The organism is Kribbella sp. CA-294648 (genome assembly GCF_050943845.1).
Taxonomy (GTDB): Bacteria; Actinomycetota; Actinomycetes; order Propionibacteriales; family Kribbellaceae; genus Kribbella.
In genome coordinates, this window is the sequence record NZ_CP191981.1 from 3,344,116 (window position 1) to 3,360,441 (window position 16,326).

Below are 16,326 nucleotides of genomic sequence, written 5' to 3' on the forward strand. Positions count from 1 at the left end.
CCGGTCCATGCCAGATGGTGACACGAAACCCGGGCCATCCGGGAGAGTGAGGAACGGGCCGGTCTGTAAGCCGGATTCTGTGGTCGGCGATCATCTATCTACGGTGACCGTTGCCGGGCACCTCCAGCAGCCTACCCGCGAGCTCGGACGGGCAGCCCTCGAGCGCTCGCGCGGACGACGGTCGCCCGTCGCCCTTCTTGGCCTTGCTCCACGTGGGGTTTACCTAGCCTCCGCAGTCACCTGCGGAGCTGGTGGTCTCTTACACCACCGTTTCACCCTTACCCGCACCTGGAAGAACCACGGGGTTCATCCAGGCCGCTGGCGGTCTGTTTTCTGTGGCACTGTCCCGCGGGTTGCCCCGGGTGGGCGTTACCCACCACGTCGCCCTGTGGAGTCCGGACTTTCCTCGGCGCCCACCGTTGCCGGTGAACGACGCGATCGCCCGACCGGCCCGTTCACTGTCAGGATAGAGCCTGCGCGCCGACTTCCGGCCATCGGCCGCCGGCGGCCCGCTGGTACGGGCGGACGTCGACCACGGCGTCCAGGTTCAACGGGCCGTACAGGTGCGGGAACGAGATGCCCACCGCGTCCAGGTCCTCGTCGCACAACGCCGACACCAGCAGCCCGGTGTCGATCACCAGCAGGCACAGCGGCTCGGTGACGTCGGCGTAGAAGGAGTTCGCGACCATGGCGACCTGGTCCGGCCAGGAGCAGTGGATGAAGGTCGCGCCGTCGTCGAGTGACCGGCCCCGGGTGGAGATCCGGTAGCTGCCCGCCCGCTGGGCGGCTTCCCACTCCTCGACGAAGGCCAAATGCAGGATCAGAGCCATGCGCCCAAACCTAGTGCCCGGCCGCTGGAAACCCTGGCAACCGACGTATGCAGAAAAGTCTTTGCAAAAACTATTCTGCATGACCTACTCTGGCCGGTATGAGCGAGCGAGAGGTCCACGACGGCCAGGAACTGAAGGCGCTGACCCATCCGCTCCGGGTGCGGATGCTCGCCGTACTGCGCGAGGACGGGCCGGCGACCGCGACCGAGCTGGCCCGGCGCTTCGCCACCGACACGGGTGCGACGAGCTACCACCTGCGGAAGCTGGCGCAGTACGGGTTCGTCGAGGAGGTGGCCGTCGATGGGCATCCGCGGGCCCGGCACTGGCAGGCAGTGCACAAGACCACGACCTGGAAGAACACAGAGGTCGGCGCGACCGGCGAAGGCCGTGCGGCGGCCGACTGGATGCGCCGGCAGCAGGCCGGAATCCTGCAGTCCGATGTCGAGGCGTTCGAGCAACTCCAAGACTCGCTTCCACCGGAGTGGATCGACGCAGCGGGCGTCGGCGACCTGCTGGTCAAACTCACCGCGGAGTCGCTCAACGAACTCTGGGATCGCTTCTACTCCGACCTCGACGAGCTGAAGGCCAGGGACGCCGGCAACGAAGCAGCGCGCCGCGTCTCGATCGTCGTCGGCGGATTCCCGCGACCCGCCGCGTCATGACGGCCCAGGCGGCTCGCCGGCGGTACGCGCTGATCAGCTTCCTCACCTGGTTGCCGACCGGTCTGTACATCCCGGTTCTCGTCGTCCTCCTGCTGGACCGGGGAATCAGCCTGACGACGGTGGCCGCTCTCGGTGTCGCGTACTCGGCCACCGTGATGGTGCTCGAACTCCCGACCGGCGGTCTCGCCGACGTGATCGGGCGCAGGCCGGTGATGATCGCGTCGGCCGCCGCGAGCCTGGCCGCTCTGCTGCTGCTCGGCCTGTCGGAATCGCTGTGGCTGCTGGCCATCTCCGCCGTACTGCGGGGCGTCGCTCGCGCGCTCAGCAGTGGCCCGGTCGAGGCCTGGTACGTCGACCAGGTCCCCGCGGAGGATGCGGCCGATATGGCTCGTGGGCTCTCGATGGGAGTGATGGCGTCGTCGATTGCCCTGACCGCCGGGACGGTTGCGGGTGCGCTGATTCCGGTCGGCCTCGACGTGAGTCTTGCCGTGCCAGTGCTGATCGCTGCTGGTGCCGACCTGCTGCGGCTGGTCGTGACGGTGGTTGCGATGCCGGAGTCGAAGTACGAGGCGTCGACGGTGGGCAGCGTCCTCCGGGGAGTTCCCTCGGCGATCGCGAGCGGTGTGCGCCTCGCAGTACGGAGCCTCGCGTTGACCCGCGTGCTGATGGTCAGCGCCGGCTTGGGGGTCACGCTGGCGGTGATCGAACTGCTGACGCCTGCCTGGATGGCCGAACTGGCCGGATCCGCTGAGCGGGGTGTGCTTGCTTATGGGCTGGTGGCTGCTGTGGGGTTCGCCGCCGATGCCCTTGGCAGTGCGGTGAGTATGCCGCTGTTGCGCCGTATCGGATCGATCCGCGCGGTCTGCCGGATCGGGTACTGCGTCAGCGTGCTCGCGCTGGCCGGGATGGCGGCGGCGAGTGTGGTGACCGGACTCCCGGGAATCCTGGCCGTGGCGATCGCCTACCTGCTGATGTTCGTCGGACTCGGCATCGCGGCCGGCCCGCTGTCCCAGCTGCTGCACAGCCAGGTGACCACGAGCGAGCGAGCAACGGTGGTATCCGTACAGTCGCTGTTGTTGCAATCCGCCGGTGCGGTCGGCTCGGTCGGCCTCGGCGCTCTCGCGGTGGTCACCAGCCCGTGGGTCGCCTTCCTGCTGGCGGCGGTCGCTCTGGCGATCCCCGCGGCGCGCTTGGTGGCACCGCAGCCAGTGCCGTCCGTGAGCCCGGAGGTGCGCTCCGTCCGCTGAGATAGGTTTTCCGGCATGGCGACCCCTGAACAGACTCCGGAGAGCGCGGAGAACAAGCCGGCCGAGACCGCCCCCACAGTGACTCCGGTCGATGATCTGATCAGTTCGAAGCACACCCTCACCATCGGCCGGCGGACGCTGAAGTACACGGCGACCACCGGCCGGGTGGTGCTGCGGCAGGAGGTGGTGACGGACGGCAAGTTCGACGGGTACCAGCCCAAGGCTGAGGTGTTCCTGACGGCGTACACACTCGACGATGCCGATCCGGGGAGCCGGCCGGTGACCTTCGCGTTCAACGGCGGGCCGGGGTCGTCGAGCATCTGGCTGCATCTCGGGTTGCTCGGTCCGCGCCGGGTGGTGTCGGGCGACGCCGGCGAGCTCGAGGCGCCGCCGTACGGGCTGGTGGACAACGCGGAGACGTTGCTGAAGGACAGCGACCTGGTGTTCATCGACCCGGTGTCTACCGGGTACTCGCGCGCGGTCGAGGGTGAGAAGCCGGGCGAGTACCACGGGTTCACCGCCGACCTCGAGTCCGTCGGTGAGGTGATCCGGCTGTGGACCTCGCGCAACGGGCGCTGGATGTCACCGAAGTTCCTGGCCGGCGAGTCCTACGGTACGACGCGCGCCGCCGGGCTGGCCGCGCATCTGCAGGACCGGTACGGGATGTACCTCAACGGCATCATGCTGATCTCGGCGGCGCTGGAGTTCAGCACGCTGGAGTTCGGTCCGGGCAACGACCTGCCGTACACGCTGTTCCTGCCGTCGTACGCCGCGGCCGCGCACTACCACGGGCTGATCCCGGACCGGACCCTCGACGAGGTGCTCGCCGACGCGGAGCGCTTCGCGGCCGGCCGCTATCCCAATGCTCTTGCCCAAGGCAACAGAATCCCGGACGACTTCCGGGCCGAGGTGCTCAGCCGGCTGGCCGGGCTGACCGGGTTGTCGGAGGATTACCTCGACCGGGTGAACCTGCGGGTCGAGCACACCCGGTTCTTCGCCGAGCTGCTCCGGTCGCGGCGGCAGGTGGTCGGCCGGCTGGACGCGCGCTTCACCGGCTGGGACTCAGACTCCGGTGGCGAGACGTCGGTCGACGATCCGTCGTTCCGCGCGATCATCGGGCCGTACACGGCGGCGCTGAACCACTACCTGCACGCGGAACTCGGCTACCGCAACGACCTGCCGTACGAGTTCCTCAGCAGCACGGCGGCCAAGGACTGGTCGTTCAAGGAGTTCGAGAACAACCACGTCAACGTCGCGGACAAACTGGCCGAGGCGATGCGCGCCAATCCCCACCTCAAGGTGCACGTCGCCTCCGGCCACTACGACTGCGCAACGCCGTACTTCGCTACGGAGTACACCATCGGGCGGCTGCGGATTCCGGCGGAACTTCGCGACAACATCGAACTTTGCTACTACCCGGCGGGTCACATGATGTACGTGCACGAACCGTCGCGGCGGCAACAGTCCAAGGACCTGACCGCCTTCCTCAAGGGAGCCTCCAACCGATGACCCAACTCCCGGCCGAAGTCACCGGTACGACGCAGCGGTATCTGGAACTGGTCGACGAGGTGCTTCCGGGGCAGGTGACCGGGCTCTACCTGACCGGATCGTTGCCGCTGGGTGACTTCCGGCCGGGACACAGCGACATAGACGGTGTCGTCGTGACGGCGGACCCGTTGCGGGATGCGTCGGTGGTGCGCGAGGTGCACGAACAGTTGCCGACGACACCGGCTTTCGACGTCACCTACCTGACCGCCGCGGAGCTCGCGGCGCCGCCGGACCGGGACAAGCAGGTCGTCTTCACCCAGGACGGCGTCTTCAAGGAAGCACCGTCCGGCGGCCCGGTCTCACCGGTGCTCTGGTCGGAGCTGGCCCGCCAGTCCATCCCACTCCGTACTGCGCCCGACTTGGTCGTGCATGACGATCAGGAGGCGTTAGAAGCGTTCACCCGCGACAACCTGAAGACGTACTGGAGCTCACAGTTCGACCAACTGGAGGCCGCCACGGCCAACCGGCCCGACGACCAGGCGCTCCCGGACTGGGTCCTGCCGTGGGTGATGCTCGGCGTACCGCGCCTGCACGCACTCCTTGCCACCGGCAACATCATCTCCAAGACCGCCGCCGGCGAACACGCCCTGGTCGCCTTCCCGCACTGGTCCGCCCTACTCCACCGCTGCCTCAACCACCGAGCCGGCACCCCCCAAACCTTCACCACAGCCGACGCCAACTCCGCCATCCCCTACGGCCACACAGTGATAACCACCGCCCTGGCCCTGTAAGTCAGTCGGGATAGATGCGGAAGCCGCTGAGTTGTTTGTGGTCGAAGGAGGAGTAGAAGGCTTTGGCGGTGTCGGTGACGAGGTCTATGCGTTGGGCACCGGTGAGAGGGGCGGCGTACTCGAGGAGGGCTCGGCCGATGCCCTTGCGGCGGTAGGCGTGGTGGACTGCCATCTGGGAGAGATGGGCCTGGATGTGGCCGTCGCTTTGCAGGTAGGCGAAGCCGATGACCAGGTCGCCGTCGAGGGCGATCACGGTGGTGACGCCCGGGGCGGTGAGGACCTTGTGGGCGCGCCCGGGGTCGGCCGGGAAGCTCGGCCAGCCTTCTGCCTCGCACAGTGCGAGGATGCCCGCCAGGTGGGCCTGCTCGTACTGTGTGATCGTCACGGGAGGGTGAGGACTTCGGCGCCGGTGGTCGTCACCAGGAGGGTGTGTTCGAACTGGGCGGTGCGGGACTTGTCCTTGGTGGTGGCGGTCCAGCCGTCGTCCCAGAGGTCGTAGTCGTGGCTGCCGAGGGTGAGCATCGGCTCGATGGTGAACGTCATGCCCGGCTCGATCACGTCGTCGAAGCGTTCGTCGTCGTAGTGCGGGATGATCAGGCCGGAGTGGAACGCGGTCGCGATGCCGTGGCCGGTGAAGTCGCGGACGACGCCGTAGCCGAAGCGCTTGGCGTAGGACTCGATCACGCGGCCGATGATGCTGACCTGACGGCCCGGCTTGACCGCCTTGATGCCGCGGTTCAGCGCCTCGCGGGTGCGCTCGACCAGCAGCCGGCTCTCCTCGTCGACGTCGCCGACCAGGAACGTCGCGTTCGTGTCGCCGTGCACGCCGTCGAGGAACGCGGTGATGTCCACGTTCACGATGTCGCCGTCCTCGAGCGGGCGGTCGTCCGGGATGCCGTGGCAGATCACCTCGTTGACCGAGGTGCACAACGACTTCGGATACCCGCGATAGCCGAGGGTCGACGGATACGCACCGTGCTCCACCAAGTACTCGTGGCCGACCGCGTCCAGCTCATCGGTGGTGACACCGGGCTTGGCCGCCGCACCGACCGCCTCGAGCGCCCGCGCGGCGAGCCGGCCGGCCACGCGCATCTTCTCGACCAGCTCGGGCGACGTGACATAAGAACCGTCGTACGGCGTGGGCGCGGGCTTGCCGACGTACTCCGGCCTGGGAATGGAAGCGGGTACCGGACGGCGAGGCGAGATGATGCCAGGAGTGAGTAGCGACATGGTGAGATCATTGTAGTGTCCCGTGATCGGGATAGCTTGACGCTGGAGCGCCCAGGCACGCACCTCGCGGCGTTGGAGAAACGTCCACGATGCTCCGCATCGAGGACGCTCCTCCGCCTTGCGATGCACGCACCTGGACACCTCCATCGTTCAAGCTATCCCGATCACGGGACACTAGTGAGCTGCGACAAGACTCCCAGGAGGGTGGTCAGGCCTTATGAGCGACGATCACAGCAACGAGTGGTACTACAACGTGAAAACCGGCCAGGTCGAGCCCTATCAGGGCGACAAGGCGGCCGAACGGCTCGGGCCCTACAGTTCGCCGGAGGAAGCCGCCCGGGCGCTGGAAAAGGTCCAGGAACGCAATGAGGCCTGGGACAACGACCCGAAATGGAACGACGACTGATTCGCCACCGGCGGACATGACCGAGGGGCACCACCGCATCGGTGGTGCCCCTCGGGTTTTGCGGTAACCGATCTGACCTACTTCGCGGCGGCCTTGCGCGCCGGTGCCTTCCGCGCCGACGTCGCGCGCTTGGCGACCGCCGTGCGGGCAGGTGCCTTCTTGGCGGCGACCTTGCGGGCCGGGGCCTTCTTCGCGACCGCTGTGCGAGCAGGTGCCTTCTTGGCCGCGACCTTGCGGGTCGGTGCCTTCTTGGCGACCTTCTTCACGACGGCCTTCTTGGCCGCGCTCACCTTCCTGGCGACCGTCTTCTTCGCCGCGGTGACCTTCTTGGCGGCGGTCGACTTCTTGGCCGGTGCCTTCTTGGCGACCGTCTTCTTCGCGGTCGTCTTCTTGGCCACGGTCTTGGCCGGTGCCTTCTTGGCCACCGTCTTCTTCGCGGCGGTCACCTTCTTCGCCGGCGCCTTCTTGGCAACGGTTTTCTTGGCCGGTGCCTTCTTCGCAGCGGTGACCTTCTTGGCGACGGTCTTCTTCGCCGGTGCCTTCTTCGCGGCGACCTTCGTGGCTGGTGCCTTCTTCGCCGCACTCACCTTCTTCGCCGTTGTCGTCTTCTTCGCTGTGACCTTGCGCGCGGTGGTCGTCTTCGCGGCGCTGGCCTTCTTGGCGACAGTCTTCTTGGCGGGAGAAGCCTTTTTGGCTGTCGCCTTCCCTGCGGCTGCCTTCTTGGCTGGCACTTCGCCTCCTTGGTGCGGCTGAGGAAAACCACGGTGGATTCCTCGTCGTCCTGATGATGACAACACTTGGTGGCTACGTAAAGCACCTGAAACGTCCACACGTTAAGGCGTCCCGAACCGCAATCCGGGGGAATAGCGCGAAAATCCTTGTGGACAAGGGTTTTCACCGCGGTCCGAGCTTGCCGGACGGCGGCTAAGATTTGTTGGCGACACGCGCGCAAAGTAGCCGTTCTCCGGCCGATTCGGCGTCGTTGCGCGAAGTGTTGTCCTCGGCAACGTCTGCCGGAGAGGCAGGAAAAAGTGAGGTGGGAAGGCATGCGGGACGACCTGGGAACAGTGGTCGCGTTGCCGGCACGCGTGCGTCGCGTGGTCAGCATCGTGCCGTCGTTGACGGAAGCGATCGCGGCAACACGGTGCGAGTTGCTGGTCGGTGCGACGGACTGGTGCACACATCCCGAAGACCTCGCCGTGACCCGTGTGCGAGGCACCAAGAACCCCGACCTGGAAATGATCCGCGAGCTCGCGCCGGACGTCGTGATCGCGAATGCCGAAGAGAATCGCGCAGCCGATCTCGACGCGTTGCGCGCGGCCGGTCTCGCCGTCTGGGTGACCGCGCCGGCCACCGTCGCGGAATCACTCGACTCACTCCAGCGAATGCTCACCGCCGTCACCGGCGAAGTGCCGCAGTGGCTCGGCCAAGCACGCGAAGTGTGGAGTACGCCGTACGCCGGGCCGCGCCGGCGGGCGTTGATTCCGATCTGGCGGCGGCCCTGGATGGCGCTCGGCCGGGACACCTTCGCGGGTGATCTGTTGCAAAGACTGGGGTTCGACAATGTGCTCGGACAATCACCGGAGCGGTATCCGAAGATCGAGTTGACGGCGTTACCGGAGTACGACGTGGTGGTGCTGCCGGACGAGCCATATGCGTTCTCACCCGCCGACGGTCCGGAGGCTTTCGAGCGGCCGGCCTTTTGCGTCAGCGGGCGGCACCTGACCTGGTACGGGCCTTCCCTGGTCGAGGCGCGGGCGGTACTGACCGAACAGTTGCCGTGACCTACGCCACGATGACTGCGCTGTCAGGTAGACGGTTAGGCGAGCCTCACCTACGCTTGCCGCGTGCCGTCCATGACCGCGAAGAAGAAGTGCTGCAAGGACAAGCCGAGGTGCAAGAAGTGCCCGGTGGTCCTCAAGCGGCTGGCTGATGCCGGCTGCGCGGAGCGCCTCGACCTGCGCCACTACGTCGTGGACAAGAAGCTGCCCAAGAAGCTCCTGAAGAAGGCCCGCGCCCGCTGACCCGGGCGCCCCTCAGGACGCCTCGCGGTACCTGATCGCCTCGACCGCCTGCCGGAGCAGCCCCGGAATCGTGACGTGCGCGGCCTGCCCGGTCGCCTCCAGCTCGTCAGGGCACCACCAGCCGTGCGCGCTGATCGTCTCCAGCTCCAGTTGCTCCTGGTTGGCGAAACTCACCTCGACGGTCTCGACGCCGACCGCGAAGAACGTCTGGTGCTGGATGATCGGGCAGCCGCCCCACTCGAACTCGATCGTGTTCGTGGCCACCGGCGCACCGAGCCGCTCGGCCGGCAACACGATGCCGACCTCCTCGCGCAGTTCCCGGCTGCCGGCCTGCTCGACCGTCTCGCCCGCCTCGACGCCTCCACCGATCGTGAACCAGTACGGCGTCTGTGGTTTCAGCGGGTCCCAGCCGTGCAGCAGCAACACCTTGCCGTCCGGGCGGACAGGCAGGACGCGGGCCGTCGTACGCCGGACGACGGTGCCGGGCGGTGGCAGGCGGGGTTCAGTCACACCTCAAAACGCTAGACGACACAGCCGGTACTCCGACGCGTCGCGCGGCGCGTCTCGTCGCGGCGTCCCGAATGCGGGCACTCGGCAACGGTCTGCCAACACGGCAGCGGACGCGGTGAGACGATCGGCGTATGACTGCGCACCTTGGCCTGGGACTGGCGGCCATCGGTCGTCCCGGCTACATCAACCTCGGCCACGACCAGGACCTGCCACCCGGGCGCGAGGTCGATGGCCTTCGCCGCCGGACGCATGAGTTGCTGGAACAGGCATGGCAGGCAGGGGTCCGGTACTTCGATGCCGCGCGGTCCTATGGTTTGGCCGAGACGTTCCTGGGGGAGTGGCTGACGCCGGAGCGACGCGGCGAACTCACCGTCGGGTCGAAGTGGGGCTACACCTACGTTGCCGACTGGCGCCATGACGCGGAAACCCATGAGGTGAAGGACCACTCGCTCGCGACGTTCGAGCGGCAGTGGCCCGAGACGCTACAGGCACTCGGCGGTACGCCGGACTTCTACCTGGTGCACAGCCTCACGAAGGACAGCCCGGCACTCGACGACCCGAAGCTCCTGGACCGCCTGCGTGAGCTGGCAGACAGCGGCGTACGGGTCGGTCTGTCGACGAGTGGGCCGCATCAGGCGGAGACGTTGCGCAAGGCACTGACCCTGGAGACTCCGTTCACTGCGGTCCAGTCCACTTGGAACGTGCTGGAGCGATCCGCTGGTCCGGCTCTCGCCGAAGCGCATGACGCGGGCTGGTTCGTGGTGGTGAAGGAAGCGGTTGCCAACGGACGGCTGACGGCGCGGGCGGGGGAGACGCCCTTCAACGCCTTCGCGGTCCAGCACGGCGTGGCTCCCGATGCACTGGCCCTTGGAACCGCTGCGGCGCAACCGTGGGCTGACGTGGTGCTCAGTGGCGCGACGACCGCGGAACAACTCGCCAGCAACCTGGCACCGGTCGTCCGCGGACCTCTGGAGGAGTTCGTCCAAGAGCCCGCCGAGTACTGGTCGGAGCGCTCCGCCCTGCCCTGGATCTAGAAGGTGTGTTCGTCAGTCGGGAAGGCGCCGGAGGTGACCTCGGCGGCGAAGGTGGTGGCCGCGTGGGTGAGCACGCCGCGCAGATCGGCGTACTGCTTGACGAAGCGCGGCATCTGACCGGAACGCATCCCGGCCATGTCCTGCCACACCAGCACCTGAGCATCCGTGTCGCGGCCGGCGCCGATGCCGATGGTCGGGATCGAGACGCGCTTGGTGATCTCCGCGGAGACGTCACCCGGCACCATCTCGAGGACCACCGAGAAGGCACCCGCCTCGGCCAGTGCGACCGCGTCGTCGATCAGCGCGGCGGCCTGGTCGCCACGGCCCTGGACCCGGTACCCGCCGATCGTGTGCTCGCTCTGCGGGGTGAAGCCGATGTGAGCCATCACCGGGATGCCGGACTGGGTCAGCTTCTCGACCGCCGGTACGACGTTGCGCCCGCCCTCCAGCTTGACCGCGTGCACGCCGGCTTCCTTCATGAACCGCACAGCCGTGTGGAACGCCTGCTCGGGCGACGCCTGGTACGAACCGAACGGCAGGTCGGCGACGACGAGCGCACGGTCGACAGCACCCGCGACTGCCCGCGCCAACGGGATCAGCTCGTCGACCGTGACGCGCAGGGTCGACTCGTAGCCGAAGACGTTGTTCGCGGCGGAGTCGCCGACCAGCAGCACCGGGATGCCGGCCTGGTCGAAGATCTCCGCGGTGTACTGGTCGTAGGCGGTGAGCATCGCCCACTTCTCGCCACGGTTCTTCATGTCCCGCAGATGGTGGATCCGGTACCGCCGCGGGCGCTTCGTCGCGTCTGTGGACACACTGCTCCCGCCTGATGAAGTCTGGGCGGAACCGCCCACGCCGCCGATGCTGTTGCTGACAGTGGCGGGCTGGTCCGCTTCCTTGGGGGCGGTGGTCTCGGCGGACGGCTCCGCCTTCGCTGCCGGACCTGCTCCGGCTCGACGCGCCGCGCGGTGAGAACTGGCGGGCACCTCGGGCACCTGGCTCGGCGCATCCTGCTGTACGTCGGCCCGCCGCCGCGCGCCCGCGGGTCGCTGCGAGCCCTCCGGCGTCGGCTTGCTCTCTTGCTGGCCGCTGGACGAGGGCGCGGCACTCAGCGGCGCGTTGCCCTCGTACTCCGCGGAGGGGTCCGACGGGTAGCCGTTGGCCGAACTCGATGCGTTGGGGGGCGGTGGGGACGAGTTGGCCGGCGCACTACCGGTCCAGCCGGTCTGGCCTTGACCACTGGGTCCTTGACCCCCGGGTCCGCCGGAGCGGGCCGTGGGGGTTGCCTGGTTGCCTGGTGCTGGCGGGGCGGGGTTGCTCGGCGGCGGAGTGACGCCGTTCTGCAAAGGCCCGGTGTTGCCGGCCGCAAGCCCGTTGGAGCCCAAGCCGTTTGAGCGCGAGCCGCTGACGTCCGGGCCGTTGGAGCCCGGGAGGTTGGGTGGGCGCAGGCTATTGCCGCTGGGAGGTGGTCCGGCGGGGCTCGGTGGCGGGGTCGGAGTCGACAGGCCGTTGGAACCGGCGGCTCGTACGTCAGGGCCGGCTGGGGCCCAGCCGTTGCCGCCAGGTGAGCCGTTTGAGGAATGTGGCGTCAGGCCGTTGCTCGCCGGACCAGGCGCGCCTGGGCGTGCCGGTGCTGGGCCGGCCGGGCCGGGCGGCGTACCGGGGCCTGGTTGTCCAGGGCGGGTCGGCGGGGGACCGCTCGTGCCGTTGCGCCCGGGGCCGAACGGGTTCTGCTGTGCCTGCTGCGGCGGGCCTGGCGGCTGCTGCGGGTAGCGGGTCTGTTCTGGATAACCGCGTTCCTGGTACCGCTCCTGCTGCTGTCGCTCCAACGCCTGCCGCTCCTGCGCAGCCCGCTCGTGGGCAGCGCGCTCGTGGGCAGCACGTTCCTGTGAAGCGCGTTCCTGGGCAGCCCGCTCCTGGACGGCACGTTCCTGCGCAGCACGCTCTTGCGCGGCGCGTTCCTGGGCAGCTCGTTCCTGCGAGGCCCGTTCCTGCGAGGCCCGTTCCTGGGCAGAGCGTTCCTGGGCAGCGCGGTCCGGCGTCGACTGGTCGGCGTACGGGGAGCGCGGTGCGAACGGCGACTCCTCGAACGCACCGGACTCCCGGAAGGTCTCCGGCTCACCCCACGGCGCGGAGTCCCGGTACTGCGGCTCCGCCTGCGGATAACCGCCACCAGCGGGGTAGTCGCTGTCCGAGCGGAAGGGCGGCTTCGGTACATACGGTTGCTGCGGCACCGGGCCACGGTCGTAGGCCCGCGGAGCGTTCGGCAGCGACGGCGCGGGGTCGAGCCCGCTCAGCGAGGCCGGGCGGTCGCGCCATCCGCGGTCGCCAGAGCCTTCGCTGTAGCCGTAGTCCGAGCGGTGCTGCTCCTCGGTTGTCCGGTTCTTCGGTCCGGTCCCGTACGGCGCCGGCAGTTCGTCGTCGGCGTCGCCGTTGGTACCGGCCGACAGGAAGTTGTCAACCATGCCCTCATCGTCCCACCGTTGCGGAGGGTGAGCGCTACCGGCCGTGGCTGAGGGATCGCTCACACCTGACGGGTCAGCTTTCCGGTCCGCGGGCACGCCGAAGGGATCAGCCTGCTCGGAATCCTCGGGCGGAAAGAACGGACTGTCGTTGAATGGGCGGTTACGCCAGGATCCGCTCAGGTTTCCGTCGCCCCTCTGGTAGCCACCCGGCTCGCGTCCTCACGCCAGGCGTTGGTGATCGGCAGTCGCCGGTCGCGCCCGAAGGCCTTGTGGGTGATCTTCGGACCCGGAGGATACTGCCGCCGCTTGTACTCCGCTTTGTCGACCAGCTGGATCACCTTGCTGACCAGCTCGGTGTCGAAGCCGGCGGCCAGCAGCTCCGCGGTCCCGCGGTCCTGTTCGACGTAGTCGTCGAGCATGTCGTCGAGCAGGTCGTACGGCGGCAGCGAGTCGGTGTCGACCTGGCCCGGCCGGAGCTCGGCCGAGGGTGGTTTGGCGATCGCGTTCTCCGGGATCGGCGGCTGCTGGCCGCGTGCCTTCGCGTCCTCGTTGCGCCACTTGGCCAGCCGCCAGACCACCGTCTTCGGCACGTCCTTCAGCGGCGCGTAGCCGCCGACCGCGTCGCCGTAGATGGTCGAGTAGCCGACGGCCAGTTCAGATTTGTTGCCGCAGGCAAGCACCAGGTGGCCGTCGGCGTTCGACAGCCCCATCCAGATCACCGCGCGGACGCGGGCCTGCAGGTTCTCCTCGGCCAGACCGGTCAGCCCGAGCGTGTCCAGGAACGGCTGCACCATCGGCTGGATCGGCACCACCCGGTAGCTCAGTCCGGTACGGGCGGCGAGCTCGGCGGCGTCGTCCTTGGAGTGGTCGCTGGAGTACACGCTGGGGTTGGAGATGCCGTACACGTGGTCCGGACCGACCGCGTCACAGGCGATCGCGGCCACCAGCGACGAGTCGATGCCGCCGGACAGTCCGAGCAGTACCGACTTGAAGCCGTTCTTGCGGACATAGTCGCGTAGCCCGAGCACGATCGCGCCGTACATCTCCGCCTCGTCCGACAGCCGCGGTGCCAGGGCCGAGTCGATCGGCTCGTACTCCGGCAGCGGCTCCTCGTTGAGCACGGTGTGCTCGATGCGGATGCCCTCATGCTCGCCACTCGGCGTACCGGTCGCGGCCGGCAGGTCGAGGTCGACGACCATGCTGCCCTGCTCGAACTGGGGAGCACGGGCGAACACCTTGCCCTCGGCATCGGCGATCAGTGAGTCGCCGTCGAACACCAGCTCGTCCTGCCCACCGACCAGGTTCACATAGGCGAGCGAGCACCCGGCCTCACGCGCTCGACGGGTGACCAGTTCACCGCGCACGTCGTCCTTGTTGGCCTCGTACGGCGAACTGTTCACTACCAGCAGCAGTCCCGCGCCGGCCGCCCGAGCCACCGCGACCGGGCCGCCGTCCTGCCACAGGTCCTCACAAATCACCAGGGCGACATCGATGCCGTGGATCCGGATCACCTGCAGGCTGTCCCCGGGGACGAAATGCCGGAACTCGTCGAAGACGCCGTAGTTCGGCAGGTGGTGCTTGACCGCCGACGTGACGACCTCACCGCGGTACAGCACCGCGGCCGCGTTCGTCGGTGAACCCTTCGGACGGCCGAGCCGGTCGATGCCCATCGCCGTACCGGAGGCGCGGTCGAGGTAGCCGCAGACCACGACGATCTCGCCGAGGCCTTCGTCCGCCAGGCGCTGCGCGAGCTTCTTGATCTTGGCCTGCGACGCGGCCACGAACGAGGCGCGCAAGGCCAGGTCCTCGACCGGATAACCGGTCAGCGCGAGCTCCGGAAAGGCGATCAGGTGGGCGCCGCGCTCGACCGCGTTCCGGGTCCAGGTGACGACCTTTTCGGCATTGCCGTCGACATCACCGACCGTCACGTTGAGCTGAGCGAGAGCAACCCGGAGCTGAGGCACGGCAGCACCTTACTGGTCGCGGGTGCTTCCACGACCTCAACGGCCGAATAAGTGCCTTCGTCTTTACAAGGCCGGTCCGTCGCGGTTCATCCGAAGGTCGGCCGGCGGAAGACTTTAGGAAGCGGCCGGCCGGGGTGTGCGAATGGTTCGGTGAGAACGTGACCTCACTGCAGAGCGCTTCGACGGCCGGCCCGACCGGACTACGCGGGCGGGCCCTCGGGCCGGACCTGGCGCGCGGATTCATGTTGTTGTTCATCGCCCTGGCGAACTCGCATTACTTCATCCCCGCCGATTCGGTGCTCGGCGGTTTTCCGCAGGACGGGTCGAGCCTCGACAACGTCTTCATTCTGTTGATCGCCACGATTGTCGACGGCCGCGCCTTCCCGTTGTTCGGGCTGCTGTTCGGGTACGGCGTCGCGCAGATCGCCCGCCGGCAGAGCGAGGCCGGTCGTGATCCGCGCGGCGTCCGGCGGCTGCTCCGGCGACGCAGCCTGTTCCTGGTGGTGCTCGGGTTCGTCGACGCGATGCTGTTCTACGTCGGCGACATCCTCGCGGCGTACGGCGTCTTGTTGTTCCTCGGTGTCTGGGCAATTCGCTGGAAGGCCCGCACGCTGCTGATCGTCGCGGCGCTCTTCTTCGTGCTGACCTCACTGCCGGGTGAAGGCTCCCTGGCCATCAGCGCGGACGCACCGGACGCCTCGATGCTGCCGCCGAATCTGTTTGCGGCCTTCGAAGCCCGCATCGGCGTCTTTCCGGTGATCGCCCTGCTCGGCCCGATCGGCTTCGCCGCGCCGTTCCTGATCGGGCTCTGGGCCGGACGCCGGCGCGTGCTCGAACAACCGGAGCAGCACCTGCGTCTGCTGATCCCGACCGCCGTCGTCGGCATCACCGCATCGATCGCCGGTGCCCTTCCGGTGTCGTTGATGCTGAGTGGTTTCATCGGCAAGCCGTCCCAGGACGTTCTGGAGTTGATCGGCCCGCTGCACGACTCGACCGGCGTCCTCGGAGGGCTGGGCTATGCGGCCGTGGTCGTGCTGATCGCCCGGCGGATCGGGCGGGACCACGGTCGCATCACCCAGGCGATCGCGGCCGTCGGCCAACGATCACTCAGTTGCTACCTCACCCAGTCCGTCGTCTGGACCGTCGCCTTCACCCCGTACTTCGGGGATCTGTCCGGCCACCTCGGCGTCACGACCACCGCGTTGCTCGCCACCATGACCTGGGTGGGCACGGTCTGCCTGGCCTACTGGATGCACCTGCGGTCGTACCGCGGTCCGATGGAGACCCTGGTCCGCAGGTTCACCTACGGCAGGTCCTCGGGCTCGATCGCGGCCGTGTAGGACGTGATCGCGGTCAGGTAGCCCTGGGTGAACTCGTAGATGTCGCAGGACCGGACGTACGAGCGCTGCCACTTCGCGTCGACGTACTTCGCGACGGTGTCGATGGCGACGGAGTCCGGTCCCGCGATCGTCTTGAACCGCAGGAACTGGGTGGTCATCCGCTCCAGTTGGCCGAGCGACCGCTCGCAGGCGGCCCGCACCTGGTCGATGCCCTCGAGTCGCGCGACGCCGACCAGCGTCCACTCCACCTGCGGGTGCATGAAGTCGTAGATCTCGGTGAACCGGTGACTCGAGAACGCCTCGGCCACCTGCTGGATCGTCGGCATCCGCCGATG

17 protein-coding genes and 1 other RNA gene are annotated in these 16,326 nt (G+C 68.0%); 9 read left to right on the forward strand and 9 right to left on the reverse strand.

All coding sequences use genetic code 11. The features are described from left to right. Nucleotides 1-50: 50 nt before the first annotated feature. Together rnpB and ACQPYM_RS16015 are read right to left on the reverse strand one after the other, a co-directional pair. An RNA gene (gene rnpB / locus ACQPYM_RS16010) (RNase P RNA component class A) lies at nt 51-454 on the reverse strand. Between the two features lie 7 nt (nt 455-461). Further along, nucleotides 462-830, reverse strand: coding sequence for a DUF952 domain-containing protein (locus tag ACQPYM_RS16015; RefSeq protein ID WP_433021361.1), 369 nt, complete (start codon nt 828-830; stop codon nt 462-464). Between the two features lie 98 nt (nt 831-928). On the opposite strand from ACQPYM_RS16015, the gene ACQPYM_RS16020 reads away from it, so the two are divergent. From ACQPYM_RS16020 to ACQPYM_RS16035, 4 genes are read left to right on the forward strand one after another with little or no spacing between them, the layout of a single operon-like run. Beyond that, on the forward strand, nt 929-1,492 hold the full coding sequence (locus tag ACQPYM_RS16020) for a helix-turn-helix domain-containing protein (RefSeq protein ID WP_433021363.1): 564 nt from the start codon (nt 929-931) through the stop codon (nt 1,490-1,492). After that, complete coding sequence (locus ACQPYM_RS16025; RefSeq protein ID WP_433021365.1) at nt 1,489-2,739, forward strand: MFS transporter; 1,251 nt, start codon at nt 1,489-1,491, stop codon at nt 2,737-2,739. Before ACQPYM_RS16020 ends, ACQPYM_RS16025 begins: the two co-directional genes overlap by 4 nt. A gap of 15 nt (nt 2,740-2,754) precedes the next feature. Then, nucleotides 2,755-4,248: a S10 family peptidase gene (locus ACQPYM_RS16030; protein WP_433021367.1), complete on the forward strand. Its 1,494-nt coding sequence runs from the start codon at nt 2,755-2,757 to the stop codon at nt 4,246-4,248. Then, the gene (locus ACQPYM_RS16035) at nt 4,245-5,018 is read left to right on the forward strand and encodes a nucleotidyltransferase domain-containing protein (protein ID WP_433021369.1); all 774 of its coding nucleotides are present in this window, start codon (nt 4,245-4,247) and stop codon (nt 5,016-5,018) included. The genes ACQPYM_RS16030 and ACQPYM_RS16035 overlap by 4 nt, the downstream gene beginning before the upstream one ends. Nucleotide 5,019: 1 nt before the next feature. On the opposite strand, the gene ACQPYM_RS16040 is transcribed toward ACQPYM_RS16035, so the two are convergent. Together ACQPYM_RS16040 and map are read right to left on the reverse strand one after the other, a co-directional pair. Next, nucleotides 5,020-5,403: a GNAT family N-acetyltransferase gene (locus ACQPYM_RS16040; RefSeq protein WP_433021371.1), complete on the reverse strand. Its 384-nt coding sequence runs from the start codon at nt 5,401-5,403 to the stop codon at nt 5,020-5,022. After that, a complete protein-coding gene (gene map, locus ACQPYM_RS16045; RefSeq protein WP_433021373.1) occupies nt 5,400-6,248 on the reverse strand; it encodes a type I methionyl aminopeptidase in 849 nt (282 codons plus the stop codon). The genes ACQPYM_RS16040 and map overlap by 4 nt, the downstream gene beginning before the upstream one ends. A 217-nt stretch (nt 6,249-6,465) precedes the next feature. On the opposite strand from map, the gene ACQPYM_RS16050 reads away from it, so the two are divergent. Continuing rightward, nucleotides 6,466-6,654, forward strand: coding sequence for a hypothetical protein (locus ACQPYM_RS16050; protein ID WP_360287826.1), 189 nt, complete (start codon nt 6,466-6,468; stop codon nt 6,652-6,654). A 77-nt stretch (nt 6,655-6,731) separates the two neighbouring features. Here the strand turns inward: ACQPYM_RS16050 and ACQPYM_RS16055 are convergent, their stop codons facing one another. Further along, nucleotides 6,732-7,385, reverse strand: a complete 654-nt coding sequence (locus tag ACQPYM_RS16055) for a histone H1-like repetitive region-containing protein (RefSeq protein WP_433021375.1) — start codon at nt 7,383-7,385, stop codon at nt 6,732-6,734. A 315-nt stretch (nt 7,386-7,700) separates the two neighbouring features. On the opposite strand from ACQPYM_RS16055, the gene ACQPYM_RS16060 reads away from it, so the two are divergent. Next, nucleotides 7,701-8,438 carry a helical backbone metal receptor gene (locus tag ACQPYM_RS16060; protein ID WP_433021377.1) on the forward strand — a complete coding sequence of 246 codons (738 nt, stop codon included), beginning with the start codon at nt 7,701-7,703 and terminating at the stop codon, nt 8,436-8,438. Nucleotides 8,439-8,501: 63 nt separating this feature from the next. Further along, nucleotides 8,502-8,678 carry a hypothetical protein gene (locus ACQPYM_RS16065; protein WP_433023534.1) on the forward strand — a complete coding sequence of 59 codons (177 nt, stop codon included), beginning with the start codon at nt 8,502-8,504 and terminating at the stop codon, nt 8,676-8,678. Nucleotides 8,679-8,690: 12 nt separating this feature from the next. Here ACQPYM_RS16065 and ACQPYM_RS16070 read toward each other — a convergent pair whose 3' ends face one another. Then, the gene (locus ACQPYM_RS16070) at nt 8,691-9,188 is read right to left on the reverse strand and encodes an NUDIX hydrolase (protein WP_433021378.1); all 498 of its coding nucleotides are present in this window, start codon (nt 9,186-9,188) and stop codon (nt 8,691-8,693) included. A gap of 131 nt (nt 9,189-9,319) precedes the next feature. Between ACQPYM_RS16070 and ACQPYM_RS16075 the strand changes: the two genes are divergently transcribed. Further along, entirely contained in the window at nt 9,320-10,222 is a 903-nt protein-coding gene (locus ACQPYM_RS16075; RefSeq protein ID WP_433021380.1) for an aldo/keto reductase, read from the forward strand. On the opposite strand, the gene panB is transcribed toward ACQPYM_RS16075, so the two are convergent. Then, nucleotides 10,219-12,687, reverse strand: a complete 2,469-nt coding sequence (gene panB, locus ACQPYM_RS16080) for a 3-methyl-2-oxobutanoate hydroxymethyltransferase (RefSeq protein WP_433021382.1) — start codon at nt 12,685-12,687, stop codon at nt 10,219-10,221. The two genes, ACQPYM_RS16075 and panB, sit on opposite strands and share 4 nt — an antisense overlap. A 176-nt stretch (nt 12,688-12,863) precedes the next feature. Beyond that, nucleotides 12,864-14,651, reverse strand: coding sequence for an NAD+ synthase (locus ACQPYM_RS16085; protein WP_433021384.1), 1,788 nt, complete (start codon nt 14,649-14,651; stop codon nt 12,864-12,866). 158 nt (nt 14,652-14,809) lie between these two features. Between ACQPYM_RS16085 and ACQPYM_RS16090 the strand changes: the two genes are divergently transcribed. Further along, the gene (locus ACQPYM_RS16090; RefSeq protein WP_433021386.1) at nt 14,810-15,991 is read left to right on the forward strand and encodes a DUF418 domain-containing protein; all 1,182 of its coding nucleotides are present in this window, start codon (nt 14,810-14,812) and stop codon (nt 15,989-15,991) included. Here the strand turns inward: ACQPYM_RS16090 and ACQPYM_RS16095 are convergent. Next, on the reverse strand, nt 15,955-16,317 hold the full coding sequence (locus ACQPYM_RS16095; RefSeq protein WP_433021388.1) for a nuclear transport factor 2 family protein: 363 nt from the start codon (nt 16,315-16,317) through the stop codon (nt 15,955-15,957). The two genes, ACQPYM_RS16090 and ACQPYM_RS16095, sit on opposite strands and share 37 nt — an antisense overlap. Between the last annotated feature and the right edge of the window lie 9 nt (nt 16,318-16,326).